The organism is Nocardioides maradonensis, assembly GCF_054777115.1.
Genome location: NZ_BAAHAZ010000007.1, coordinates 23,787 through 49,641 on the forward strand (window position 1 = coordinate 23,787; position 25,855 = coordinate 49,641).

General features: G+C 70.0%; 23 protein-coding genes and 1 other RNA gene. 7 read left to right on the top strand and 17 right to left on the bottom strand.

The genetic code is table 11. The features are described from left to right. Positions 1–13: 13 nt before the first annotated feature. Positions 14–508 (top strand): beta-class carbonic anhydrase, encoded by a 495-nt coding sequence (locus ACYVAQ_RS09700; protein WP_460788749.1) that lies wholly within the window; start codon positions 14–16, stop codon positions 506–508. Positions 509–514: 6 nt separating this feature from the next. Here ACYVAQ_RS09700 and ACYVAQ_RS09705 read toward each other — a convergent pair whose 3' ends face one another. From ACYVAQ_RS09705 to ACYVAQ_RS09720, 4 genes are all read right to left on the bottom strand, one after another. Further along, positions 515–985, bottom strand: coding sequence for a hypothetical protein (locus ACYVAQ_RS09705; RefSeq protein ID WP_460788751.1), 471 nt, complete (start codon positions 983–985; stop codon positions 515–517). Positions 986–1,275: 290 nt separating this feature from the next. After that, positions 1,276–1,815 (bottom strand): DUF6318 family protein, encoded by a 540-nt coding sequence (locus tag ACYVAQ_RS09710; protein ID WP_460788753.1) that lies wholly within the window; start codon positions 1,813–1,815, stop codon positions 1,276–1,278. Between the two features lie 64 nt (positions 1,816–1,879). Then, positions 1,880–2,254 carry a hypothetical protein gene (locus ACYVAQ_RS09715; protein WP_460788755.1) on the bottom strand — a complete coding sequence of 125 codons (375 nt, stop codon included), beginning with the start codon at positions 2,252–2,254 and terminating at the stop codon, positions 1,880–1,882. Beyond that, positions 2,254–4,347 (bottom strand): DNA gyrase/topoisomerase IV subunit B, encoded by a 2,094-nt coding sequence (locus tag ACYVAQ_RS09720; protein ID WP_460789197.1) that lies wholly within the window; start codon positions 4,345–4,347, stop codon positions 2,254–2,256. Before ACYVAQ_RS09720 ends, ACYVAQ_RS09715 begins: the two co-directional genes overlap by 1 nt. Before the next feature lie 228 nt (positions 4,348–4,575). Here ACYVAQ_RS09720 and ACYVAQ_RS09725 point away from each other — a divergent pair, with 228 nt between their 5' ends. Together ACYVAQ_RS09725 and ACYVAQ_RS09730 are read left to right on the top strand one after the other, a co-directional pair. Beyond that, on the top strand, positions 4,576–4,794 hold the full coding sequence (locus ACYVAQ_RS09725) for a DUF7455 domain-containing protein (RefSeq protein WP_460788757.1): 219 nt from the start codon (positions 4,576–4,578) through the stop codon (positions 4,792–4,794). Between the two features lie 56 nt (positions 4,795–4,850). After that, positions 4,851–5,693, top strand: coding sequence for an EamA family transporter (locus tag ACYVAQ_RS09730; protein WP_460788759.1), 843 nt, complete (start codon positions 4,851–4,853; stop codon positions 5,691–5,693). 241 nt (positions 5,694–5,934) lie between these two features. Here ACYVAQ_RS09730 and ACYVAQ_RS09735 read toward each other — a convergent pair whose 3' ends face one another. From ACYVAQ_RS09735 to ACYVAQ_RS09760, 6 genes are all read right to left on the bottom strand, one after another. Then, positions 5,935–7,359 carry an RNA polymerase sigma factor gene (locus ACYVAQ_RS09735; RefSeq protein WP_460789199.1) on the bottom strand — a complete coding sequence of 475 codons (1,425 nt, stop codon included), beginning with the start codon at positions 7,357–7,359 and terminating at the stop codon, positions 5,935–5,937. A gap of 161 nt (positions 7,360–7,520) precedes the next feature. Next, positions 7,521–8,093: an HhH-GPD-type base excision DNA repair protein gene (locus ACYVAQ_RS09740; RefSeq protein WP_460788761.1), complete on the bottom strand. Its 573-nt coding sequence runs from the start codon at positions 8,091–8,093 to the stop codon at positions 7,521–7,523. Positions 8,094–8,112: 19 nt separating this feature from the next. Beyond that, positions 8,113–8,421, bottom strand: a complete 309-nt coding sequence (locus tag ACYVAQ_RS09745; protein ID WP_460788763.1) for a hypothetical protein — start codon at positions 8,419–8,421, stop codon at positions 8,113–8,115. A gap of 2 nt (positions 8,422–8,423) precedes the next feature. Further along, positions 8,424–8,594, bottom strand: coding sequence for a hypothetical protein (locus tag ACYVAQ_RS09750; RefSeq protein ID WP_460788765.1), 171 nt, complete (start codon positions 8,592–8,594; stop codon positions 8,424–8,426). 4 nt (positions 8,595–8,598) lie between these two features. Beyond that, on the bottom strand, positions 8,599–9,129 hold the full coding sequence (locus tag ACYVAQ_RS09755) for a maltokinase N-terminal cap-like domain-containing protein (RefSeq protein WP_460788767.1): 531 nt from the start codon (positions 9,127–9,129) through the stop codon (positions 8,599–8,601). 21 nt (positions 9,130–9,150) lie between these two features. Next, entirely contained in the window at positions 9,151–9,555 is a 405-nt protein-coding gene (locus ACYVAQ_RS09760) for a tetratricopeptide repeat protein (RefSeq protein ID WP_460788769.1), read from the bottom strand. A gap of 52 nt (positions 9,556–9,607) precedes the next feature. Between ACYVAQ_RS09760 and rnpB the strand changes: the two genes are divergently transcribed. The 3 genes from rnpB (at position 9,608) to asnB (ending at position 12,656) form a co-directional block, all read left to right on the top strand. Beyond that, positions 9,608–9,978: RNase P RNA component class A (gene rnpB, locus ACYVAQ_RS09765), an RNA gene on the top strand. Positions 9,979–10,447: 469 nt separating this feature from the next. Next, entirely contained in the window at positions 10,448–10,783 is a 336-nt protein-coding gene (locus ACYVAQ_RS09770; protein WP_460788771.1) for a hypothetical protein, read from the top strand. A 19-nt stretch (positions 10,784–10,802) separates the two neighbouring features. Further along, a complete protein-coding gene (gene asnB, locus ACYVAQ_RS09775; RefSeq protein ID WP_460788772.1) occupies positions 10,803–12,656 on the top strand; it encodes an asparagine synthase (glutamine-hydrolyzing) in 1,854 nt (617 codons plus the stop codon). On the opposite strand, the gene ACYVAQ_RS09780 is transcribed toward asnB, so the two are convergent. Together ACYVAQ_RS09780 and ACYVAQ_RS09785 are read right to left on the bottom strand one after the other, a co-directional pair. Continuing rightward, the gene (locus ACYVAQ_RS09780; RefSeq protein WP_460788774.1) at positions 12,637–13,605 is read right to left on the bottom strand and encodes a glycosyl hydrolase; all 969 of its coding nucleotides are present in this window, start codon (positions 13,603–13,605) and stop codon (positions 12,637–12,639) included. The genes asnB and ACYVAQ_RS09780 overlap by 20 nt on opposite strands. 273 nt (positions 13,606–13,878) lie before the next feature. Further along, positions 13,879–17,247 carry a PKD domain-containing protein gene (locus ACYVAQ_RS09785; protein WP_460788776.1) on the bottom strand — a complete coding sequence of 1,123 codons (3,369 nt, stop codon included), beginning with the start codon at positions 17,245–17,247 and terminating at the stop codon, positions 13,879–13,881. 394 nt (positions 17,248–17,641) lie between these two features. Here ACYVAQ_RS09785 and ACYVAQ_RS09790 point away from each other — a divergent pair, with 394 nt between their 5' ends. Then, a complete protein-coding gene (locus ACYVAQ_RS09790; protein ID WP_460788778.1) occupies positions 17,642–18,448 on the top strand; it encodes a sulfotransferase in 807 nt (268 codons plus the stop codon). Here the strand turns inward: ACYVAQ_RS09790 and ACYVAQ_RS09795 are convergent. From ACYVAQ_RS09795 to ACYVAQ_RS09815, 5 genes are all read right to left on the bottom strand, one after another. Next, positions 18,358–19,236: a phosphatase PAP2 family protein gene (locus ACYVAQ_RS09795; protein WP_460788780.1), complete on the bottom strand. Its 879-nt coding sequence runs from the start codon at positions 19,234–19,236 to the stop codon at positions 18,358–18,360. The genes ACYVAQ_RS09790 and ACYVAQ_RS09795 overlap by 91 nt on opposite strands. A gap of 13 nt (positions 19,237–19,249) precedes the next feature. Beyond that, entirely contained in the window at positions 19,250–20,875 is a 1,626-nt protein-coding gene (locus tag ACYVAQ_RS09800) for a lipopolysaccharide biosynthesis protein (protein WP_460788782.1), read from the bottom strand. Continuing rightward, positions 20,872–21,699 carry a hypothetical protein gene (locus ACYVAQ_RS09805; protein WP_460788783.1) on the bottom strand — a complete coding sequence of 276 codons (828 nt, stop codon included), beginning with the start codon at positions 21,697–21,699 and terminating at the stop codon, positions 20,872–20,874. Before ACYVAQ_RS09805 ends, ACYVAQ_RS09800 begins: the two co-directional genes overlap by 4 nt. Positions 21,700–22,058: 359 nt before the next feature. Next, a complete protein-coding gene (locus ACYVAQ_RS09810) occupies positions 22,059–23,765 on the bottom strand; it encodes a hypothetical protein (protein ID WP_460788785.1) in 1,707 nt (568 codons plus the stop codon). Continuing rightward, the gene (locus ACYVAQ_RS09815) at positions 23,762–25,855 is read right to left on the bottom strand and encodes a YveK family protein (RefSeq protein WP_460788787.1); all 2,094 of its coding nucleotides are present in this window, start codon (positions 25,853–25,855) and stop codon (positions 23,762–23,764) included. Before ACYVAQ_RS09815 ends, ACYVAQ_RS09810 begins: the two co-directional genes overlap by 4 nt.

The following is a 25,855-nucleotide window of genomic DNA, read 5'->3' on the forward strand; positions in this document are numbered from 1 at the left end:
TAACCTCGGAGCCATGGCTGACTTCGACGACCTCCTCGCCGCCAACCGGGCCTACGCCGAGACCTTCGACTTCGGTGGCTTCGACGGCATCGCCAAGGCCGGTGTGGCCCTGGTGACCTGCATGGACTCCCGCATCGACCCGCTCGGCATGCTCGGCCTCCAGCCGGGCGACGCCAAGATCATCCGCAATCCCGGCGGCCGCGTCGACGACCTGACGCTGGACGCCCTGGTGATCTCGGTGCACATGCTGAACGTCAACCGGATCGTGATCGCGCCGCACACCCGCTGCGCCGTCGCCAGCAACCCCGAGCCGGTCCTGCGCGAGAAGCTGAACGCCTCCACCGGCCAGGACACCTCCTGGCTGACCCTCCCGGTCACCGACGGCCAGGAGGCGGCCCTCGCCGCCGACGTCCAGCGCGTCAAGGCGCACCCGCTGATCCCCGACACCGTCAAGGTCGGCGGCTTCATCTACGACGTCGACAGCGGTCTGCTCGAGCAGAAGTTCTGATCGCCCTCAGCGGTACGGGTCCGTCAACAGCGGCCTCGCGGTGACCACCTCGAGCCGCTGCGCCGGACCGGCCACGGTGACGGTGCCGCGCACCAGCTGCCACCGCCCGCCGTCGACCTGGTAGTCGGCGCTCCAGGTGGTGGTCAGTCCCGGGTGGACCACGCCCTTGCGCAGGTACTGGTGCGTGTTGACCAGCTCCGGGTACGCCGCCCCCGGCGATGCGCTGCGCAGCTGCTCCCCGTCGCCGAACCGGTACACGTAGTGGTCGACGTGGATCCGCAGCGTCACGCGGTGCCCCACCAGCCTCACCGTGCGCGTGAACGGCCCGCCACCCGTCGCGTAGTAGTTGGTGTTGAAGTTGACCAGCGTCCGCCCCTTCACCGGCTGGATGTGCAGCGCCGGGGTCGGGACGGGGATCCGCCGGAACGCCCGCTCCACCGCCGCGGCCAACGACACGGCGACAACACCGAGACACATCATTCCTGGCTGTCCGACATCCACGTTCTGGGCGTTGAGAACCTCGTGCCACACCGGCGTCTGTCTTGGACCGCAACTGATCCTCGTGCAGGCACCGTCCCCGACGCACGACGTGTTCCTGATGTGAAGCTCGGTGCTCGAACCTGAGCTCGAGGATGTTGATTGCGCGTCCTGGTTGGCCGTGTGGCCCGCCACGTTGAACCCGTTCTTGCCGCCGCTCACCCCTTGCCCGCCTCCGGCCCACGCCGATGAACCGGAGGCGATGATCACCAGGACGAGCAGGGCAATCGTCAGTCGGCGGTATCCCATGACGCCACCTGCCAGCCGGTACCCCACGACAGGTTCATGACGAGATGCTGCCGTCCACCGGAATAGCGCTTGTTGAGGTCACCCGCGCCGCTGACCCGTTGCGGCGAGGTCGACTGACGGAGAAACACGACGATCCCGGCCCGAGCGCTGCCGTGGGCTTCGATTGCCGTGATCCGATGCTGCCCGCCGCTGATCGTTCCGTGCCGACGAACGATCCGGTCGATCCACTCGCGCCCGGCATCGCACGCAACGCAAGTTAACGTCTGAAGAGGAGAAAGCGCGGCGGTGTCGCCGGACCTCTGCGCATAGTCGACGACCTGCCAGTAGTACTTCGCGAACGCGATCGCACCGGCCTTGGTCTGCCGGGTCGCAGCATCGGGCATGACCGGCGGCGTGGGCGCGACCTTCGTCGGCGAGACCGACGGGGTGGGGTCGGCCTGGGCCGGCGGGTCAGCCTCCTGGCCGCACCCCGCGAGGGACAGCAGCGCACCGGCCGACAGCAGGGCGAGCAGGCGTTTCATCTGACCTCCCGAGATTTGAGGTACTCGGAACCTACGCCGACGCCGAGCCGCCCGCCACCGTCGGTCAGGTTGCTGTGGACAGCAGCTCCCGCAACGCCCGGTCCACCAGCACCCCCGGAAGGTCCCCCAGCGAGTCCCGCAGGACAGCGAGTGAGTCGATCCCCAGCAGTCGATCCACGAGGGCGTCCGCCTCCGCCACGTCGGGGAGGGGGACGTCGACCAGGAGCGGGCAGTCCACGGCTCCCCCGTCCGGCTCGGGCGGCAGCAGCGGGGTCCAGCAGCCGACCTCCGCCACCAGCGACGCGGACGGGCCGACCCCGTCGAGCCGGAGGTCGACGTACCAGAACAGCTCCCCCACGGCGAGCCGCAGGTGTCCGCGCCGTGCCTTGAACCCGCGCGCCTTGAGCAGCTTCGCGACGGCCGCGCGGTCCGCGCTCATTACGCGTCGAGCGCTTCCATGTCGATGTCGTAGGCGCCCTGGACCAGGAACTCCTTGCGCGGGGCGACGTCGGACCCCATCAGCAGCTCGAACACCTCGGCCGCCTCGGCGGCGTCGTCGACGGTGAGGCGCCGCAGGGTCCGCTGCCGAGGGTCCATGGTGGTCTCCCGGAGCTGGGCGGCGTCCATCTCACCGAGACCCTTGTACCGCTGCACGGGGTCCTTCCAGCGCACGTTCTTCTTGCGCAGCTCCGCGAGCTTCCGCTGCAGCTCGTCGTCGGAGTAGGTGTAGATGTACTTCTCCTGGCCCTTCTTCGGGTTGGAGACCTCGATCCGGTGCAGGGGCGGTACGGCGGAGAACACCCGCCCCTGCGCGATGAGCTCCGGCATGTACTTGAAGAACAGCGTCGCGAGCAGGCAGCGGATGTGGGCGCCGTCGGAGTCGGCGTCGGCCATGAAGATGATCCGGCCGTAGCGGGCGGCGTCGATGTCGAAGGTCCGCCCCGAGCCGGCGCCGACGACCTGGATGATGGAGGCGCACTCGGCGTTCTTGAGCATGTCGCCGACCGAGGCCTTCTGCACGTTCAGGATCTTGCCGCGGATCGGCAGCAACGCCTGGAACTCCGAGTTCCGTGCGAACTTGGCCGTGCCGAGGGCCGAGTCACCCTCGACGATGAACAGCTCGGTGCGCTCGTTGTCGTTGGCGCGGCAGTCGTTGAGCTTGGCCGGCAGCGAGGACGACTCGAGCGCGTTCTTCCGGCGCTGGGTCTCCTTGTGCTGACGCGCCGCGATCCGGGTCTTGGCCGCGCCCGCGACCTTCTCCATCAGCAGCTTGGCCTGAGCCTTCTCGGTGCGCTTCGTGGAGGTCAGGAACTCCTTGAGCTGCGCGGCGACGACCTTGCGCACGACGGTCCGTGCGGCCGGCGTACCGAGGATCTCCTTGGTCTGGCCCTCGAACTGCGGCTCGGCCAGGCGCACGGTCACGACGGCCGTCATGCCCTCGAGGATGTCGTCCTTGACCACGTCGTCGTCATTGACCTTGAGCGCCTTCGACGCCCGCATCGCCTCGTTGAACGTCTTGGTCAGGGCGGCCTCGTAGCCCGCCACGTGGGTGCCGCCCTTCGGCGTCGCGATCACGTTGACGAAGGAGCGCACGGTCGTGTCGTAGCCGGTGCCCCAGCGCACCGCCACGTCGACCGTCAGCTCGCGCTCGACGTCCTGCGGGGTCATGTGGCCCTGGTCGTCGAGCATCGGGACGGTCTCGGTGAAGGTGTCCTTGCCCTGCAGCCGGAGCACCTCCGTGACGGCCTCGTCCTCGGCGAGGAACTCGCAGAACTCCGCGATGCCGCCGTCGTGGTGGAAGCGCTCCTCGGTCCACTCCGCCTTGTCCGCGGCCCGCTGGTCGCGGATGACCAGGGCGAGGCCCGGCACGATGAAGGAGGTCTGCCGGGCACGCCCGACCAGCCCGTCGAGGACGTAGCCGGCGTCCTTGGTGAAGATCTGCCGGTCCGGCCAGAACCGGATCCGGGTGCCCGACTTGGTCTTGGCGACCCGCCCGCCCTTGCGCGACAGGCCCGAGACCGGGGTGAAGGGCGCCGACGGACCGTCGCCGTCGAACACGCCGGGGACGCCCCGCTGGAAGCTCATGCCCTGGGTGGCGGGCGAGCGGTCGACGTCGATGTCCATCCGGCTCGACAGCGCGTTCACCACCGACAGGCCGACGCCGTGCAGACCACCGGTGGCGTTGTACGACCCCCCGCCGAACTTGCCGCCCGCGTGCAGCTTGGTCGCCACGAGCTCGACACCGGACAGGCCGCTCTTGGGCTCCTTGTCGGTCGGGATGCCGCGGCCGTCGTCGTACACCTCGACCGAGCCGTCCGCGTGCAGCGTCACCTCGACGGTCTGTGCGTGGCCGCCGAGGGCCTCGTCGACGCCGTTGTCGATGATCTCCCAGACGCAGTGCATGAGCCCGCGGGTGTCGGTCGAGCCGATGTACATGCCGGGCCGCTTGCGGACCGCCTCGAGGCCCTCCAGGACCAGCAGGTGGGCGGCGTTGTACGCCTGCGTACCGGTGGCAGTGCTCTCGGCGATGATCGGCTCCTAGCAGGGGTCGTGCGGTTCGGATCCTGAATCTACCGGCGACACGCCGGGCGGCGTGACAGGCACACGGGTCACGTCGTTGTCACGATGTGGCGCAACGGCAACGTCGCCGCAGATCGCGTGATTGGATGCACATTCGACCGGGAATCTTTGCCCCAGTGGCTACGTTGTTCCCGGTACCTGGCCGATACGGCAGGTACGAACGAAGAAAGAGAGGCCGACGTGACAACTGCAGTTGCCCCCGCCCCCCTGACCGCCGAGGACCGTTGCGACAGGTGCGGAGCCCAGGCCTACCTTCGTGTTGAGCTCGTGTCGGGTGGTGAGCTGCTCTTCTGCGGTCACCACGCCCGCGAGCACGGTGACAAGCTCAAGACGATCGCCGCCTCCGTCCAGGACGAGACCCACAAGCTGAGCGACAAGCCGGCGCCGGTGGCGGACTGATCCGGATCTGACCTCCGAAGCCCCGGGCCGTTGCGGCCCGGGGCTTCGCACTTCCCATGGGCATCCTCCTCGCGCTGGCCGCTGCCGCGGCGTACGGGCTCTCCGACTTCGTCGGAGGGCTCGCTTCACGTCGTACGTCGGCGTGGCCGGTCGCCTTCGTGGCCAGCCTGACCGCGCTGCTCGGCGCCATCGCGCTCGCGGCGGTCGAGGGCATCGGCCCGTCCGGCCACACCCTGCTCTGGGGTGTGCTCGCCGGCGTCGGCACCGGCTTCGGCACGACGATGCTCTACCGTGGCCTGGCCGCCGGGCGGATGGCCGTGGTCGGTCCGGTCTCCGCCGTGGCGGCCGCCGTGCTGCCCGTCGCGGTCGGCGTGACGACCGGTGAGCGGCCCTCGGCCCTGGTGTGGCTCGGCATCCTGCTCGCCCTGCCCGGCATCGCCCTGGCCGCCTCGGCCGAGGAGGGCGAGCACCCCCACGACCACTCCCACGACGTCGGCGCGGTCCGTGACGGACTGCTCGCGGGCGCCGGCTTCGGGCTGAGCTTCGTCGGCCTCGGCCACGTGCCGTCCACGGCCGGCCTGTGGCCCTTCGCGCTGTCGCAGGGCGTGTCCGTGCTGGTCATCGCCGGTCTGGCGACCCTGCTCCGCGAGCACTGGCGTCCCACCCGGACCGCCGACGCATGGGGCATCGCGGCCGGTGTCCTGTCGTGCTGCGCCCAGCTCGGGTTCCTGCTCGCCGCGCGCTCGACACTGCTGTCGGTGAGCTCGGTGCTGACGTCGCTGTACCCGGCCGTGACCGTGCTGCTGGCGGTCGCCGTCCTGCGCGAGCACATCTCGCCGCGCCAGGCGATCGGCCTCGCGCTCTGCGCCGGGACGGTCGCTCTCGTCGCCGCTGGCTGACGCAGCGCATCCCGGCAAGCCGGTTGCGTAATTTAACCGTCGCGTGGGTCAAATCTTGGTGGATAACAAGCACGGGCTTGGTGTGACCTGCTGCACTTGGCGCAGCCCCGCATCTCGACGGCTCGGTCCCCCGAAGGTGCCCGGCCGACCTGCGTCAGCCTCGGCTGAGCCCCACCGCAGGCCCGAACAAGAACGCCCTCCCGCGTCAGCGGGAGGGCGTTCCTCGTGGTTCGGACGACGCTCAGTCGAGGTAGTCGCGGAGGACCTGCGAGCGCGACGGGTGCCGCAGCTTGCTCATCGTCTTCGACTCGATCTGGCGGATGCGCTCGCGCGTGACGCCGTAGACCTTCCCGATCTCGTCTAAAGTCTTCGGCTGTCCGTCGGTGAGGCCGAACCGCATGCTCACCACGCCGGCCTCACGCTCGGAGAGCGTGTCGAGGACCGCGTGCAGCTGCTCCTGCAGGAGCGTGAAGGAGACGGCGTCGGCGGGGACGATCGCCTCGGAGTCCTCGATCAGGTCGCCGAACTCGGAGTCGCCGTCCTCACCCAGGGGGGTGTGCAGCGAGATCGGCTCGCGACCGTACTTCTGGACCTCGACGACCTTCTCCGGGGTCATGTCGAGCTCCTTGGCGAGCTCCTCGGGGGTGGGCTCGCGGCCGAGGTCCTGCAGCATCTGCCGCTGGACCCGGGCGAGCTTGTTGATGACCTCGACCATGTGCACCGGGATGCGGATGGTGCGGGCCTGGTCGGCCATAGCGCGGGTGATCGCCTGACGGATCCACCAGGTGGCGTACGTCGAGAACTTGTAGCCCTTGGTGTAGTCGAACTTCTCCACGGCGCGGATCAGACCGAGGTTGCCCTCCTGGATCAGGTCCAGGAACAGCATGCCGCGGCCGGTGTAGCGCTTCGCGAGAGACACGACGAGACGCAGGTTGGCCTCGAGCAGGTGGTTCTTGGCGCGGCGGCCGTCCTCGGCGATCCACTCCAGCTCCTCCTGGAGCTTGGGCGTGATCTTGGTGCCCTTGGCGAGCTTCTCCTCGGCGAACAGGCCCGCCTCGATGCGCGTGGCCAGCTCGACCTCGAGCTCGGCGTTGAGCAGCGGGACCTTGCCGATCTGCTTCAGGTAGTCCTTGACAGGGTCCGCGGTCGCGCCGGCGACCATGACCTGCTGGGCCGGCTCGTCGGTCTCGTCAGCGGCCGACACCACGAAGGTGGAGGTGGCGGTGGCCTCCTCCTCGTCCTGCTTGATGGTCGGGTCTGCCTTGACGTCTTCCTCGAACTGGTCGTCGGAGATGTCGGGCAGGACCTTCTTGCCGTCGGGGCCGACCGCGGGAGCGGGGACCTCGACGTCACCGATCTCGACCGCGGCCTTGGTGGCCGGAGCGGCCTTCTTCGCGGGAGCGGCGGCTGCCTTCTTCGCGGCGGGGGCCGCGGCCTTCTTGGCCGCCGGGGCCTTCTTCGCCGTGGACCGGCTCGTCGCGGCGACGGCGCGGTGGTCGACCGGCATGTCGACCGAGATGCCGGCGGCCGCGAGGAGCGACATCAGGGGCTTGAGCTGGGCCGGGGCGACGTCCGCCTCGGTGAACGCCTGCCGCAGCTGCTCGGGCGTCACGGAGCCCGTTGGCTTCGCCTGCTCGATGAGAGCCTGGATCGCGGGATGTTCCATCACGGCGGCGATGAGAAGCTTTGAGGACACGTACACCTCTCCGGTGGGTCTTGCTCAGGTACTGCGCGTTGGGCTGAGGGCGCGCACCGTCCCGCAGGCGTCAAGAGTGCGCGGACACAGTCTGCCACGCCCCCGGTGAAGCCCCGAACCTCAGGGTCCTGTCAGGCTTGAGCGGCCGCCTTGGCACTGGCCTTCATCATCTTCTTGTGGTCGCGGACCTTCTGCAGGCTGGCCGTGTCGACGACGTCGGCGACCGACCGGAAGCCATCGAGGGCGTAGTCCCCCGCGACCTTCTCCCACCCGTCGGGACGTACGCCGAGCTGCTTGGCCAGCAGCGCGACGAAGATCTTGGCCTTCTGCGCGCCGAAGCCCGGCAGCGCCTGGATCCGCTTGCCGAGGTCCTTGCCGTCCTGGGCGTCGGTCCAGATGCGGGAGGTGTCGCCGTCGTACTCCTCCACGACGATGCGGGCGATCTCCTGCAGCCGCGCCGCCATCGAGCCGGGGAAGCGGTGGATCGCCGGGGTCGTCGCGCAGAGCGCCGCGAACTCCTCGGGGTCGGCGGCGGCGATCGCGGCCGGGTCGAAGCTGCCGAAGCGGCTGAGCACCTTCTGCGGGCCGAGGAATGCGTGCTCCATCGGGTACTGCTGGTCGAGCATCATGCCGATCAGCAGCGCGAAGGGGTTGTCGGTCAGCAGCTCGTCCGCGGCAGCGTCGTCGGTGATGTGGATCGCCATGCGCCCACTCTATTGATCCCTACCGACTCCACAGACCGTGCCAGTGGAACGCGATGCCGCCGCCGATCATCAGCGCGGCCCACAGCACGACCGCGGTCACCCCGAGCCACGGCAGACGACCCGGCCGGGGCTCCCACCAGCGGATGCTGGTGACGACGAGGGCACCCCACAGGGCGAGGCCGATGAGCACGACCCACCACGGGGCGAGGACCACCGAGGCGGCGTACAGGAAGAAGGCGGCGGCGAGCAGGCACAGGCCGACGAACGGAGCGGGCGAGATCGTGGGCCCGCCGGCCGCGACCGGCCGGACCTTGCGACGACGGGCCAACGTCAGTCGTTCCAGTTGGGGTCGTTGTCCCAGGCCTCGTTGCGCTCCTCGGCCTTGTCGAGGGCACGGGAGGCCTCGGCCTCGGTGTCGTAGGGCCCGAGCCGGTCGATCGGCGGGCACATGTCGGGGCCGCTCTCGACGGCGTGGTGCTTCACGCAGAACCAGTACGACATGACATCAACCTAGCGTCGCGACCGTGGCCTGCCCACCGTCCCAGGCAGCATCCAGGCGGGCGACGGCGGCAGGCAGCGGCTCGTCGAGGTCGGTGGCGATCGTCAGCGGCTGGCCGGTCGCGGCACCGGTGGTGATGAGCGTCAGCCGGACGGTGGGCTCGCGCACGCCGACGAGCTCCCCGTCGGCGTACGCCTCGAGGACGGACTGGGCCTGCTCCCCCAGCAGCGCCCGGCGGAAGCAGCCGAGCGCGACGGGGTCGCCGAGGCCGTCGTACACCCAGCGGGCGCCGAGCTCGGTGTGCTGCATGGTCGCGACGAGGAAGTCGTCGGCGCCGGGCAGCAGCGCGCCGCGGTAGGTCAGCACGACGTGGCGGGTCGCGCCGTTGCGACGTACGACGAAGGCCTCGACGCCGACCTCACCGTCGGGGTCGTCGAACCGGTAGGTGCCGAGGATCTCCACCGGGCCGCCGAGGTGGGCCTCGAGGACCTCCGGCTTGGTCGGGCTGATGTCCGCCGTCATGTGCAGCTTCGCCATGGCGCCGAGCCTACGGGTGGATCAGCGCACCTCGTCGGCAAGACGCTCGACGCGCAGCACGTCGTAGTCGTGCTCGGGGTCGCCGCTCATGGCGGCGGCGAGGCGCAGGTGGCCGAGGGCCTCGGCGTACCGGCTCTGCCGCTCGAGCGCGCGACCCAGCGCGTGCCGCGCCCAGGTGTCGGACGGGTCGGACTCCACCAGGTCGCGCAGCTCCTCCTCAGCCCTCTGCAGCTGGGCGCGCATCAGATACGCCCACGCGCGCAGCGACCGGAGACCGTGGTTGTCGGGCTCCTTCTCCAGCGCTGGGGCGAGGATCTCGAGGGCCTCGCGCGGGGCGCGGCGGGCCAGCATGTCCCAGGCGATGCCGTACGCCGACGAACGCGGCACGTCCGGGAAGACGATGACGGGGGCCTGGATCTCGCTCATGCGTTCTTCAACTGTCCGGCCGGGTGGGTTGTTCCCTAGGCTGTACGGCGGACGGGCTGACCGGGCGACCGCGTGACCACCGCCGCGAGGCGAGGGTCCCGAGGAAAGTCCGGACTCCGCAGGGCAGGGTGGTCGGCAACACCGACCCGAGGTGACTCGCGGGACAGTGCCACAGAGAACAGACCGCCCGCCGTCCCCGGACGGCAGGCAAGGGTGAAACGGTGAGGTAAGAGCTCACCAGGTGCCTGGGTGACTAGGCACGCTAGGTAAACCCCACCCGGAGCAAGACCGAACAGCGTGCGTTCGAGGGCGGCCCGCCCGAGCACGCGGGTAGGTCGCTGGAGGCCGTCGGCAACGGCGGTCCTAGATGGATGGTCGCCCCTCTCACGAGGACAGAATCCGGCTTACAGGTCAGCCCGTCCGCTACAAGCCGCCGGCCGCAACACGGCGAGCGGATCCTCAATTCGGGCGATGGAACCGGAGGGACCGCCGTCTACGTTCGAGGTCTTCGTACGGATCCGCACGGCACGCCGGCACCAGAGAGGTGAGCACTGTGACGTCACCCCGATGTGTACTGCTCGCGGCCCTCGCCCTCGCCCTGATCACCTCCGGTTGCGGTGCACGCACGACTGTCGACGCCCACAGTCACGCGGTCACCCTCCATGATGCCGCAGCGTCCCCCGACCCGAACGCGGCAGCACCGCACCGGAGGGTCCATCACCGCACTGGCGCGGCGCCGGGGGGACCCGGCGCCGCCGGAATGTCGGTGAGCGGCCAGGTCGCGCCACCGGGCTCCTACGACGACACGAGCGGCACCAGGGTCCGGCGACCTCGCACCCAGGCGATCGTGCTGACACATCTGCCCGGACCGGCGACACCGCGGTGCGTGAGCGTGGGCGATCGCCACGACGTGCGCTCGGGGGCACTCGCCATGGGGGACTTCGCGGTGGCGCGCGCGACCTATGCGGCGACCAAGGGCGCATACGACGCCGCGCCGACCCACCTCTACGTCATCCCGCGTTCTCGCGCGACGCACGGCGTCGTCCTCAGGCTGACCCGGGTCGGAGGTGGCGCTCCTCCGATCCGGGTCGGATCGCGGGACGCGGCCGATGCCGCACAGTGGCGCTTCTTCCCCATCAGCGTGGCCATCACGCGTCCAGGGACCTGGCGGGTCGACGCACGGGCCGGCGCAACGCACGGCTGCTTCCTGGTCACGTTCCGGTCATGAGCGCTCCGCGAGGCCGCTGATGTGCGGTATCGGAGGCATCTGGCACTTCGATGGCGCGGCTCCGGACGAGGGCGCCTTGCGCCGGATGCTCGTCGCCCTCGGGCACCGCGGGCCGGACGGCGACGGCGTCTGGCGCGACGGTCCGCGCGCCCTGGTCCACACCCGGCTGTCGATCATCGACCCCGCTGGCTCCGCGCAGCCGATGCAGGACGGTCGCGCGGCCCTGGTCTTCAACGGCGAGATCCTCAACTACCGCGAGCTACGACACGAGCTCCACTATCCCTTCCGCACGGCGGGCGACACCGAGACCGTGCTGGCGGCACACGGCCGGCACGGAGCCGCCGCGCCGACCTACCTGCACGGCCAGTTCGCCTACGCGCTCTACGAGCGTGACCAGGGTCGGCTGACGCTGGTCCGCGATCGGCTGGGCATCCTCCCGCTCTACTGGTGGCGCGACGGGCGTCGACTGGTCTTCGGCTCCGAGCTGAACGTCGTGCTGGCGGCGCTGGATGGCGTCCCGGAGCTGGACCCCGACGGTCTCGCGCATTACCTCGCCCGCCGCGCGACACCGGCACCCACGACCCTCCTGCGCGGCATCAGGAAGCTCCGCCCGGGCCACCGGCTCGAGGTCGAGGCCGACGGCACCTACCGCGAGATCTCCTACTGGACGCCCGACGCGATGCCCATCGCCTCCACGAGCCCCGCCGAGGCCGTCGACGAGCTCGACCGCCTCATCGACGCCGCCGTACGGCGCGCGCTGATCGCCGACGTACCCGTCGGCGCCTACCTGTCGGGTGGTGTCGACTCGAGCCTGATCGTCAGCCGCGCCAGCGCGCTGGCAGCGGGTCCGTTGCACACCTACTGCGCAAGGTTCTCCGATCCGCGCGTCGACGAGTCATCCGCTGCACGCGCCGTCGCGGCGCGACTGGGAACGACGCACCACGAGGTCGATGTGGATGCCGCCGACTTCGCTCGGCTGTGGGAGCCGCTGTCGCGCCACCGGGGTGCACCGTTGTCCGAGCCGGCCGACATCGCCGTGCACCTGCTCGCGGTCGCAGCGCGGGAGGACGTCAAGGTGGTGCTGTCCGGCGAAGGCAGCGATGAGCTCTTCGCCGGCTATCCCAAGCACCGGTTCGCGTCAGTCTCGGCGTACGCCGGCCTGGTTCCGCCGCAGGTGCGCACCCCCCTCGCCGCCCGGCTCGAAGCGTGTCTTCCCGAGCAGCGCCGGCGTGCACGCATCGCGCTGCGGGCGCTCGGCGAACCGGGACCCGACGAGCGGCGCCTGGGCTGGTTCGGCCCCTTCACGGCGGCGGAGCGCGCCGAGCTGCTGGGCCGCGCTGGATCCGTCGCGACCAACCAGCAGCGACCCGGCGGGCCCCTGCGCGCCATGCTCCTCGATGATCTCCACGGGTGGCTGCCCGACAACCTCCTGGAGCGCGGTGACCGGATGACGATGGCCGCGTCGGTGGAGCTGCGACCGCCGTACCTCGACGACGAGGTGGTCGACTTCGCGCTGCGCCTGCCGCCCCGTCTCCTCCTCCGCGGCGGTACGACGAAGTGGCTGGTCAAGCAGGTGGCGCGGCGCTACCTGCCGGATGCGGTCGTCAACCGCCCCAAGGCCGGGTTCCGGGTGCCGCTCGATGCGTGGTTCCGCGATGGCCTGCACGACCTGGCGCGTGATCTCGTGGATGCTTCCGGATCAGTGACCCGCACGCACCTGGACCGAGCTGCCGTGGATCGCCTCTTCGCAGCCCACCGTTCCGGGCGGAGGGACGAGTCGATCCGGATCTGGACGCTGGCCTCCCTCGAGGTCTGGCACCGCAGCCTGGGGCGAGCGACGTCGCTGCCCGGGCCTACGGCACGCGTTGGGTGAAGAACCTGCTCTGGGCGAGGTTCGCCACGACCTGCGACGCCGTGCTGCCTGGCGCAAGGGAACAGTCGCCCCGCTGCGCGTCGCGGGAGTTCCAGTACACGATCGCCTTCAGCCTCGGGAAGTTCCCGAGCAGCTGTCGCACCGTCCTGAGGTAGCTCACCCGTGCGGCGTCGGAGACGTTGGTGTAGGCGGCCCATTCCGACAGCATCAGGGGCTTGCTCGGATGTGTTCGGGTCGCCCACCGGTAGAAGCCGAGCCACGGTGCGGTCGTGGAGAACCGCTGGTTGAGGGTGCTGTGGTCGAAGTCGACGCACACCTTCGCGTTGTAGCAGCCGTACGGATCGCCGGCGATCCAGTCGACGTACCCGTCGCCCGGGTACAACGCGCTGAACCATGGCGCGTCGTCCGGCTGCTGGGACCCCATCACGTTGTAGACCCAGACCACGTTCGAGACACCTTGCTCGCGGAAGATCCTGTGGACGTGGCGGAACATGGCGGCGAAGTCCTCGGCGCGATACCCCGACCCGGGTGTCTCGACGACCTCGTCCTCGGGCTCGTGGTGGATGCTGATGAACAGCTTCCTCTTGAAGGTGCGCTTGAGGTACCGCGCCTCACGGATCAGGCGACCGTCGTCGGCGCCGGCCGCGACCTGGGCCCAGCTGTACGGACCGTCCGGGACGTAGTCGATGTCGAGGATCCGGTGATGGCCCGACTGGTTGGCCAGGGCTCGCTCCGTCGTGTTCGGGAACAGCTCATCGGAGAAGTGGTACGCCTTGTACACATCGACGCGCGCGCCGAGCTGTCGCTCGAACGCGAGAGTGCCGGCGCGACGGTCGTGGTACGTACCGGGCGAGACGCCCCACCACAGCCCGCACGAGGGCACCAGCTTGGCCGACACGGTGCAGCGCGTCGTGGTGGTCGACGCCGCAGCGGGCGCCCCGGGACTCATGGATCCCTGGACCGTCAGCGGCGCCAGGACCGCAATCGCTGCGATGACGGCCGCGCATGCGAGCCGCGTGAGGCGGCGGGCCCGGGGCTCGCCCGACGGGCGGCTTCGATCGCCCGGTCGTACCGGAATGTGTGGATCCACGTCGCTCGATCCCTCCCTGAGTCGGCGCGCAGACCATACGCGCGCGCTCAGAGGAGATCGAAAGCCCGCTACACCATCTGAGAACTTCGGAGGGGCACTGAGGCAGGGAAACAGGCTCGAGCGTGACGAACATCACTGACCAGGACCCAGTGCGATCGTCCACATGATCGCCTTGTCGCTGGCGGCGTCGGTCGTGGCCGTCAGTCCGCCGTAGGTCCCGGCCGCCGCCGGTCCACCCGAATCCGTCAGCAAGGAGCTGAAGCGGCCCGAAGAGCCCGTGTCGAAGGAACTGTCACGGAAGGTCGCACCCGAGGGTGCCGTCCATGCCGTGACCGCGGACGACTTGTCGGTCCACGACGACACCACCCAGTCCCCGGCCGTCGCAGCGACCACCGGGGTGGTGTGCACGGTGCCGCCGGCGTCACCTGCTCCGGCGCTCACGTCAACGGGCTGAGTCGTCGAGACCCCGTCGTACACGCCCATGCTGACCACGGCCTTGGCGTTGCTGGGCGAGGTGAACGTGACGGTCGAACCCGGATCACCCGCGGCGAGCAGCTTCGTCCACACCGTCGATCGGATCGACACGTTGGTGACCGTCGACACCTGGCTCCAGCCGGTGCCGGGGCCGGTCCAGGTGTTGGCCGTCGACGAGGTCAGGACGAGCACCGCGGTGTCCCCCGGTACGGCGGCGGCCGGGATCGTCACGGACTTCGACGCGGTCGCACCTGGGCCGGAGTGCGACGCGCCGACGAAGGTGATCTGCTTGTTGAGCGATGCGATGGAGACCTGATGCGAGACCGAGCTCGTCCTCCCACCGTTGTCGGTGACGGTCAGCGTGACGGTGTAGGTACCCGTCTGGGTGTACGAGTGCGAGGTCGTCGCACCGGTGCCGGCCGGGGAGCCGTCGCCGAAATCCCACGAGTAGCCGACGACCGACCCGTCCGGATCGCTGGATCCGGAGCCGTCGAACGCGCAGCCACCGGCCGCGCACGTCGACCCGAACGCCGCCGTCGGAGCCTGGTTCGCCGGGGGCGAGGGGACGAAGAACAGCGACTTGTTCGTCCAGTCGATCCCGCCGGTCCCGGGCCCGTTGACCAGCTGCGGTGTGCCGGACACGGATCCACCGGCGAACGAGACGGAGTACAGGCTGCGGTCGGACTTCGAGACGAAGTACAGCGTCGTACCGGACAGGAACATCCCGTCGGCGTTGCTGAAGCTCACGCTCGAGGGCGCGCTGACCTCGGTGTTGTCCACGATCCCGCTGTCCGGGGAGAACCACGCCGAGTGGAGAGCGGGATCACCGGCGATGGTGAAGTACAGGCGCCCCGCGCTGTAGAACATCCCCGTCACGCCCGCGAGCTGACCGTAGAGCTGCGGGGAGGCCCCGTCGAAGGTGGTGCCGTCGTGGGTGTCCACGCCGTCCCACACGGGATCGTGGTACGGGTCGACCTTGGTGGGCGACCCGAACGAGCTTCCGGTCATCGTCGTGCGGTACAGGTAGCCGTCGCCCGAGCCGTAGAAGAGCTGGCCGCCGACCGTGAACCCGCCGCGGGTCTGTCCCCACGGGATGCCGGTGCCCAGCACGGGCTGGGGAGCCGTGGCCGTCGTACCGTCGAACCCGACGGCATTCAGCGTGTCCGTGGGCGGGGGCGGCGGGGGCACGTCGTTGTTGATGATCTCGATCCCGTTGATCAGCGGGTTCTCGACCTGGTGGGTCCAGGTGATGACGATCTGCCCGTTGTTCGGCGCCGTGACGTTGAAGCTCTTCATGGTCCCGGTCTGGTCGCCGACGTCGGCCACGATGTCGTAGTGCGACAGGACGGCGGTGCCGTCGATCGCCACGTTGAACACTCGTTGGCCGACCTGGCTCGTGCCCGTGTAGCGGTTGGCGAAGTACAGCCTGACCTGGGTGTGGGTGCCGGCGGCGACCGGGAACGTCCAGGTCATCGGGGGCAAGTCGGTCGGGCTCCACCGCTCGGTGTTGAAGATGGCCGAGGGTGTCGACGCCGGGACACTCGCGCTCACGTTGGAGATCGGCCCCCAGGCGGCGGCATTGCTCTGGTGGTTGTCGTAGGGGCTCTGCTGGGCGTTGTCGTCCTCGGCCCAGTCGGGCCCACCGTCGAGAGCGGCGAGAGCCGGTCCCCCGGTGTCGACCCGGTACAGCACGTTCGTCTGCCCGTTGGAGCCGCGGTTGCCGAGGTAGACGGTTCCGGGGAGTGTCCCGGTCTTCGTCGAGGCCAGCGAGTACCCGCCGCTGTAGGGGAAGAACGCGATCTTCTGCCGCTTGTACGCGAAGTTGCCGACCCAGTCCTGGTCCCAGGCCATCCAGACGCCGGTCGGGGTCGCCAGCAGCGCGTAGACAGCCGCGCCAAGCGGGTTGTGTCCGGGGTTCCACGCATAGGGACGACCGGTGGCAGGGTCGAGCGCGGCGAGCCCCGGGCGGGGCACGGCTCCGGGCTGGGCGTGGTCGATCCCGAGCGGGTTGTTGTTCCACCGGTTGTGTCCGCCGATGTAGACCGCGTCGTCGGTGACGGTCGTCCCCCACACCGTGTCACCTCCGGTCTGGTCGACCCAGGTCGGATGGATGCTGGTCCCGGTCGCGTAGGTCTCGAAACGTGAGGTCGCATCACACAGGGTTCCGGGATTGCCACCACCGGTCGCGTTGACCACGAAGTAGGAGCTGTCCGGGGAGAAGCTCACGCCTCGCACGTAGCCGTCGAAGGCCCAGCTGTAGCACAACGGCGAGTAGTCGCTCGTCGCCCAATTCGGGTCGACGACCGCTGAGCCGGCCTGGAGGTCGATCATCACCAGCTGATCGCGCACCATCGCGTCAGCGGTCTTGAAGTTGCCGATCACCACCAACCGCGCGCCGTCGGGCGAGGCGTCCAGGCCCCAGGCACCGACGTACCCCTGGGCTCCGCTGCCGGAGTCGTTGTGGTGCCCGGCCAGCTGGACGTTGAGGTACGGATCGACGGCACCGGTGGTGGCATTCAGGGCGGCGACACCGGAATGTGCCTTGCCCCCGACATGACCGAAGAACCCGCCGATGTAGAGCCGTCCCCCCGACACGACCATGTCGCGCACGATGCCGTAGTCGAAGGTGGGCGTGTGGAACGTGGACACGACCTGTCCGGTGTTGGTGTCGAGCATCGCAAGGTTCGTGACCGCCTGCCCGTCGACCTGGGTGAACGATCCCCCGACGTAGACGGTGTGGTCGTTGGGGCCGGGGAGCACCGAGTAGACCTGACCGTTGGTCGAGGCTACGAACGTGGAGCTCAACGCGCCTGTGGATGCATTGAACGCGGCGATGTACGGGTGGGAAGTGCCGCCGACGCTGGTGAAGGTTCCGCCCATCACCATCGTGCTGCCGACCTGCGCGACGGTCCACACGGCGCCGTTGTCGACCTGCGGTGTCGCGGCCGACGGCACTGCGCTGGGCATGCCGCTCGTGGTCGGGGCGGGGCTCGATGCCTGGTGCGCCTGCACCGGTGCAACGGTCATGAGGCCGAGAAGGGGCAGCGCGATGGCAACCAGCGCAGCAGTCCAACGTCGAGCGTGCATCTGTACTCCCTGTTCGTGGGATCCGACGAACACCCGGGATGACAACCCACCCCGGGCAACCGGTCCGACGCTAGAACCGACCGAAGACGCTCCGCGCCACCTATATCGGCGATATTCGGGGGCCAACTGACGCGCAGGTCTCCGTCGACGCACGGCGTCCGCTCTCCCCATTACTGGGGTACTCAGCCGCAGTTCCCGGTGCTTGCATCGAGGGATGACGAGGAGCACGATCCTGCCGCCCGTCCGTCGACTGCGACGGCTGGTCCCGCGGCCTCTCCAGCCCGCTGCACGCGAGCTCTACCTGCGCGTAGGGCCGGCGACGTCACGGTTCCGGATGGCTCCGTCGTTCCTCGTGATCGGAGGGCAGCGCTGCGGCACCACCACGATCTTCAAGTCGCTCTCGGAGCACCCGCAGGTCATGCGACCACCGGTGGAGAAGGGAACCGACTACTACACGCTCAACCACCAGCGCGGATCCGAGTGGTACCGCGGGCACTTCCCGGTCGCACGGGTCGCCGAGCTGATCGCACCCAGGGGCGCGCGGCCGGTGGCCTTCGAGGCGTGCACGTACTACCTGTTCCATCCGCTCGCCATCGAGCGGATCGCCGCCGACTTTCCCGACATGCGCCTGGTGGCGATGCTGCGCGACCCGGTGGAGCGGGCGTGGTCGGCGTACAAGCACGAGCGCGCCCGCGGCTTCGAGACCGAGACGGACTTCGTCCGGGCACTCGACCTGGAGGAGGAGCGGTTGGACGGCGAGGTCGAACGCATGCTGGCTGATCCCGGTTACGCCAGCTTCGCCCACCGCCACCACGCCTACCTGAGCCGCGGGCAGTACGCCGACCAGCTCGAACGCGTCTTCGCCCACTTCCCACGCGAGCAGGTCCACGTCATCGACAGCGAGGCGTTCTTCCACGACTCCGCGCGCGAGTTCGGCACGATGCTCGACTTCCTGGGCCTGCTTCCGTGGCAGCCGGAGCGCTTCGACCAGCACAACGCCCGTCCCAGCGCGCCGATGCCGGAGTCAGCGCGCCTCCGGCTCGAACGGCACTACGCGCCGTACGACGAACGGCTGAGCTCGCTCCTGGGACGGACGCCGACGTGGCGCCGGGCCGACGACGCGGCACGCCGCTCCGACTGAGGCAGGTCCAGGATCCGCAGGCACGAGCTCATCACGACCAACAGCACGGTGCCGAACAGGATGCCACCGAGCACATCGGTCAGCCAGTGCTCGAGGTTGTAGATGCGCGCGTAGGCCTGGATCGAGACCAGGCACGCCACCAGGCTCCACCCGGCGACCCACATCCGGCGGCTGTGCGGCCACAGCCACGAGACGGTCAGGAACACCACCATCCCGTAGATGACCAGCACGCGGCCACAGCCGCCCGAGGGGAAGGTGCCGAGCGTCGTCGGCGGGTGCCCGCGGTGCACGACGGTCTGCAGCAGGATCTGGGTGTACTTCTCGAGGCAGTACCCGAGCGGCAGGGCGAGCAAGGGGAACCACCATGAACGGCGCTGCACCGCCCAGACGACCGCGAAGCCCACGGCGGCGACCGCGGTGACCTCCTGGGTGATCGTCGGGCTGCCGATCTGAGTGAGCCTGAGCCAGATGTGGGACCACCAGCCCAACCGGCGCTCGTCGAACCAACGGAACGCCGGCTCGTCGACGGCGCCCTGTACTGCGTGCGCCAACAACCCCGCCGGCCAGCCGACGAGCATGACCGCGGCTGCACCGAGCAGGTAGACGAGAACGGCTGTCGGTCCTCGCCCGAGGTTGCGCACCGACGCGTCGAGCACCGGCGCGACGCGCTCCTGGACCGTCCTCCACCGTCGGGGGACGCGCCATCGCGGGCACAGCACCACCGCCGCCGTCGCGGCTCCGAGGACCACAAGGATCCACACCAGCCAGACAACCACTACTGCGTTCATCTTCGCCGTCCCATCACCGACGCCTGCGGCGTGCGGTCGTTCCACTCGATCCGATCCAGTTCCGTCTGACGCGACTGGGCACGCCTGGCCCATGCTGCTCCGCGCGCCGGCCCCCGGAATCCCTCAAGATGGGGAGATAGCAGGCGTGGAGCCCCAGCGACCTGCGCCCCAGCCACACCGCGGCGCACCACACGACGGCCCCGACCAGCACGGCCGCAGCGAGCGGGCGAAGGCCGTCGCCTCCCACAGCGCGAAGCGCCCACGGCAGCGCCCCGAAGCTGCCCACGGCGATCGCCGCTGCCACGGCTGTGGCAGGGGCGAACGGATGCACCCGGAGAGCGACCGCCACTTGAACGAGCGCCGCGAGGTTGCGCAGGGTGATGGCGACCGCCCACCCGATCGCAGCGCCCAGGATCCCGTGCCGCGGCACCAGCCACAGGTCCAACCCGAGGTTGCTTCCCAACGCCAGGACCGCATTGGCCAGGTTCCAGCCCGTGTGTCCCGCCATGGAGAGCACCACGTCCGCGAGACCGCAGCCGACGGCGAACAGCATCGACACCGCAAGCCAGGCGAGCACCTGCGAGCCGCTGCCGTAACCATGCCCGAAGATGTCGACCAGCCGGCCGCGGAAGATCAGCAGCAGCAGGTACACCGGCCAGGTGAGCACGATGAGCCATGCCGTGGAGAGCTGGTAGAGCTCGGCCGCGGCACGACGATCCTCACGGACCAATGCCGCGCCCAGCATCGGCTGGAGCGCCTGCGTGAACGCTGTCGTGACGCTCTGCCCCACGACCACGAACCGGGTCGCCGCGGCGTAGACGGCCGCCGCGCCGGCGCCGGCGAGCGCGCCGACCAGAACGATGTCGAAGCGCTGCATCAGCATCTGCACCACGCCGGTCGCCGCACGCGGCCCGGTGAATCGCCAGAACGAGGACGGACTCGGCCCGGGAACCGGGGCGGGGAGTGTCGCGCGCCGACGGGTCCAAGCCCGCGAGGCCAGCGCCGCGGCCACGACGTACGGCGCCGCCCAGGCCAGCACCATGAGGTCCACCCGCCCCGCGGGCAGGACGAGAGCGACGAGGACCACCTGCGCCAATGGACGCCCCACCAACTCCACCGCGGCGTTCGTCCGCATCGAACCGAAGCCCCGGCTGGCGGCGAGCCACACGGTCTCCAGCCCGACCACCGGCACGAACAGGGCGAGCACCCGCAGGCATGTGGTCGCGGACGGCGCGTGCTCCCCCAGCGTGATCCTGGCCGTCCAGGGCGCCGCCGCCACCATCGTCGTCGCGGCCACCAGGCCGATCGCCAGCACCGGCCGACGCGCCACACGCACGATGCCCGGGATGCTGCCGGGCATCGCGAGCTCACGAGCGCGCGCGATGAAGTAGACGACCCCGGTGGCCGTGCCGAGCTGGCCGAGAGTGGTGACGAGCAGGAAGAGCGAGGTCGTCGAGAAGAAGACTCCGGCCTCGGGCCGGGGCAGCGTCCGGGCCACGACGACCGCGACCGCGAAGGCGACCACCCCGGTGACCACGGAGCCGACGAGGTTGGCCACCCCGCCACGCGCCGCACGTGCCAGGGGGAGGTTCGATCCGGACGCGGCGGTGTCGACGGATCGAACCGACTCCGCGCTCACGCCGACGCGCCCTTGAGCACGTCGTCGAGGAGCGGGACCAACGTCGGCACGAGCCAGGTGTCCAGCCTGCTCAGTGGCGTGGCACCGAGCAGGTCCTCACCTTCCTGGACGTACCGCGTGGCCAGGTCGAGCACGTACCACAACGCCGTCACCTGCGCCCGCCTGCGACCCCCCGCAGAGTCGCTCAGCGCACCGATGGCACCACGGATCTGCTCGGGCACGGCCAGTTGTGGCGCCTGGCCCTTGATGGCCACCGCGCTGTTGACGCGCCAGTGGAGCTCGTCGAAGCCGACGGGCACGTCGGTCACCAAGCCCTCCCAGTCCCACACCGCGAGCCGTCCTCCGTCCGCCACCATGTTCCAGGGCACCCAGTCGCCATGGGCGGCTCCGAAGGTCAGGTCCAGCTCGCCGGTCCGGTCGAAGGCCGTCTCCACCGCCTCACGCAACCGCTGCTCCCAGGGCGAACGGGGCACCGGGCCCACCCGCTCCAGGAGGCGGCCCGCGAAGGCACTGTCGGCGATCGGGCGCAGGAACGTGCCCCAGGCCGCTGCCAGGCCCGATGCCGCCGCCGCCCTCAGGTCGGCCGTGACCGGGAGGCGAGCATCGCCGCGGAGCGCCTCCTGGACCGTCAGCCGGCACCCGCGCCAGTCGCCCTCGTGCAGCAAGGCTGGCGTCCGCAGCCCAGCGGGTGCCCTTCGTCCGAACGCGCGTAGAGCGCGTGCTTCATGGTCGACCAGTCGGTCGGTGTGCTCGTTGGTGCTCACCTTCGCGAAGGCGATGGTGGCGCCACGCCTGTCGAGGACCTGCAGCACCGGCTTCTGCACTGCGCGAGGCGGTCCGAGGTAGAGCGCGACGTACACCTCCCGTCCGAGTACCTGGCACAGCTCGGCCCCGATCCCCGGGATGAGCTCGCGCAGCCCACCGGGTACGAGTGCCCCGACACCGCAGCGCAGTGCGAGCGCGCTCGCGGCAAGCTTTCCCCGGCGGACGCCGGCGCCAGCTGTGTTGTAGTTCCTGAGTGCCGCCGCGGCGACCCGGCCTGGGCTTCGGGGAAGGATGAGTCGCGGACGCCCGGGAGGAATCAAGACCACACCCTCACGGCTGGGGCGCCACGTGGGCTGGTGCCCAGGCCACAGGAGATCGAGGACCTCGATGATGTAGCCCTGGTCCGCCGAGCGGGCCTTCACCGCCGGCCCTCGCTCCGAGCCTTCGCCGTCGCATGCCCTGTCTCGCGGTTCTCGAACCGCAGCGCTCGGCGCGAGCGCCTGGTCGCGCGAAAAGTGGACAGCATCCGTCGGAACCGAGCAGTGCGTGGGGTGCGAGCAAGCAGGATGGCTCCGGCGAGTCGGGACCCGTACTCACCATGGAGCACCGCGATCTCGCGCACGTTGCGGTGGGTGCTCACGCCGTCGGCCACGACGAGAACCGTGGCATCGGCCAGGGCACCCAACCTCACGGCTTCCGTGCTCGCTGCCACCGGACCGACGAGGAGCACGTAGTCGGCGCTCGCCCGGAGTCGCTGCACCAGGTCGGCCATCCGCGCGTGGGCCAGCAGGTCGGGCGCCGCTGCGAGGTCCTCGCCCGCGCTCAGCACTCGGATGCCTCGCCACGATTGCAGGCGAAGCTGCTGGCCACGCCCACCCACGAGATGTTCGCTCAGCCCGATCGCATCCGGCGGCACGATCCCCGTCAGTCCGTCGGCCTCGAGGCTCGCGTCGACCAGCACCACGCTGAGGCCGGCGTCGGACAGCGACAGACCGAGGTCGAGAGCCGTCCCGATCACGGAAGGAACCGCTGCATCCCTGGTGACCGCCAGGACGCCGGGACTGGGCGCCACCTGCAGAAGGCCGGCTCGAGCTCGACGGAAGGCCGCACGCGCGGTGTCGTCGGCATCGAGCTCGTCGAGAAAGGCGTCGCCCCGACGCGGGATCGGCGTCCGCGACCACATCCGCAGGCCCCCAACCGTCGCATCTCGGCTCGTCCGCACACGGGCATCGAGCCGCTCACGTCCGAACGCGACCAGCAGCCCGAGCAGGATGCCGGTCACGGTGGCGCCGGCCCCGATGACCCAACGATTGCTCTTGAGGGTCATCTGCGGGGCCGAGGCCGGCATGACCACGGACCCAGGGTTGACGTCCACGGACTCGATCTGCCCGATGCTGTCGCTGATCGCCGCCAGCCGGCTCGTGTAGAGCTGCACCCGCGTCGTCGCGCCCGGTGCCGGGTGTGCCGAGTTCGACTCGCGAATGGCCAGCTGCAGCTGCTGCTGCGCGCTGGTGCTCTGCGCACGCAGGCTGCTCAGCTGCCGCTGCTCAGCGTCCCGCGCCTGCGCGGCGCGGTACTCCAGGAACGCCGTGGCGAAGGCCCGAACACCCAGCTGCGCCTCGTCGGCGGAGCGGGCTGCGAGCTCGATCCGCACGATCTGGGTGTTCGCCGGCACCGTTGCACCCAGCGTTGGCCCCAGGGATGCCACGTTCGCACCGCCGATCCTGGCGGCGAGGGCAGCCACCGCGGGCGACTGCACGAGCCGGGCCTCGGTCTCCATCGCGACGATGAGCTGCTGGCTGCTGGTCGCCGAGCTCGGGGACAGCGCGTTCCCGGAGACCGGCATCAGGAAGACCGTGGTCGCCGAGGTGTACATCGGCGGGTGAACAGAGAGGAAGGCGCCCGCGAGCAGCCACGCACCCACCAGGACGGTCACGATCGTCGGCCAGCGCCGCAGCGGTCTGAACCGCCGCTGGCGCGGCGTCCCTGGGTCGATCGCGCTCCACGTGACCACGGGGCCGTCATCCGCGGCCGGGACCTCCCTGCCACCCGGCAGGCCCACCGGCCTCGCCCGATCGACCCAGCGGCTGTCATCGCCCTCGTCCAGCAGCACGTTCGATGTCATGAGAGAGGCTCCGTTCTCCTGAGGACCGACACCCGACCCCCGCGGCGTCCGACAATCAGCGGGGCGACGAGGAAGGCGAGGGCCACGCCCTCGGCGACGGCTCGAGCCCACGGCGTCGGCGGGTGGTCCACCTGGGGTGGCCCGATCAGCCGACCCGGCTCGACATCTGTGGAGCGTGACGTACGCAGCTCGTCGTCAGCGGCCGACCACTCGAGCAGAAGGCCGTTGCCGAGCGCTGCCAGCTGTCGGGTCGCACTACGACCCACCGGTCCCCAGGTCCGCCCCCGCAGGGCGCGACGGCCCGTGCTGACGACCGCGATCGCGTCGCCGATCCCACCGAGCCGGGTGGTGAGACCGTGCTGCTCCCACCGCTGACCCGCGCGGAGCCACTGCCCCCATACCGAGAGGAGGGCACGCGCGCAGGCGAGAGAGCCTGCAGTCGCCGTCTTCGGGTCGTCGGCGGCGTACGTCAGGAAAAGCACCCGCGTGTTCGGGTCCGCGGTGACGTCGATGTGCTGCGACACGGTGCGCGGCGCGGCATGGACCGCACGGGCGACCGCACCGACGACGGACCGGTGGTGGACCAGTTGGGCCACGGTGTCGAGCGTTGCGGGGGACCCCACGCTCTCCGCGGCAGCGGGCGCGACCTGCACCGGGGTGGTGACGCTCACCGGCCGCGGAAACATCTCGAACGCCACGAGTCCGAGAACGCCTCCGCACGCGGTGAGGGCGGCGACCATGCATGGTCGTCGCCCGACCACCTGCACCATCAGCGGTACGCCCTGCCACCTCTCGTCGGCGGCCCGCCAGAGGACTCCCGCGGCAGCGAAGATGGCGAGGACGGCCAGGTTGTCAGCGCTGTAGACCGACAGGGTGGCGGCGTGCATGCCGAGCACGCACAGAGCCATCGTGACCATGCCACCCCGGCGGCGTGCAGCCCGCACCGCGAGCAGCAAGAGGAACACGAGATAGAACGCCGCGCCCCCATAGCCCTGCGCGAAGGTCGTCAGGAAGATCTGCCCCTGGGTGCCGAAGGAGGGCGCGCCGCAGCGCGGGCATTCCGGTGTGGACCCGCCGGCGATCGAGGTCAGGCTGCCCTGGACGTCCCGCGTCGTGCCGAAGCCCACGAGCGGTGACGAGAGCGTGCTGGCGAACTCACGTGAGGCCAGCTCGCTGCGACTGTCGTTGCTGTTGGGCGAGCTGAACCGATCGGCGATGGTCGTCCGCAACGGGCTGAGCAGCACGACGACGACCACCAGTCCCAGCCCGAGCGCCAGCCCGAGAACGACTCGTGTGTTCCCGACCGACAGAGCACGGGCAGCCAACACGACCACCGCGACTCCGAGGGCGAGCCACAGCCCGCGATTCAGCGACTCGACGACCGGAACAACGGCGATGGCGAGGACGACCGGGACCGCGCGCCTCTTCCAGCGCTCGGCGGCCTGTCCCCAGCCCACGACGAAGAACGGCAGGAAGCACGCGAAGTTCAGGCCCCAGACGTTCGCGAACGGGAACGGTGCGCTGGGACGCGTGACACCTGCGAATTCCATCGATTCCGCAAGGTTCGGATGCACCAACGACATGACGAAGGCGTTGCTCGACAAGCTCGAGGGGAGGACGAGCTGGAGGGCCGAGGGGAACTGCGCGTGAGGCAGCGACCAGCCGAGCAGACCACCCGCCACGATCCAGACGAACATCCATCCGAAGGCACCGAACAGCCGGACACGGGCGGTCCGGTCGGCCACGTTGCCGAGGTAGAGCAGGAGGATCGTCGCAGCGACGTACCAGAAGAGCCGTAGCGCCCAGGTGATGTACCGGTTGGTGTTCCAGCCTCCGACCGCCAGGGGAGCGTCCACCTGCACCACGAGCACACCGACGAGGACCCAGACGAGGAACAGAATCCACAGGCCACCGAAGCGTGGAAACCGCAGGCGAGGCAGCCGCATCAGCTCGGCGGCCAGCAGGGCGACCGCCAGCACCGTCATCGGCAGGGTCACGCCGAGCAGCCACCAGAGCGGGTACCCCAAGAAGAGCAGCCACAGACCCTGTCCCGGGCGGCATCGATCGGCGAGCAGCCGTGGAGGCGTCAT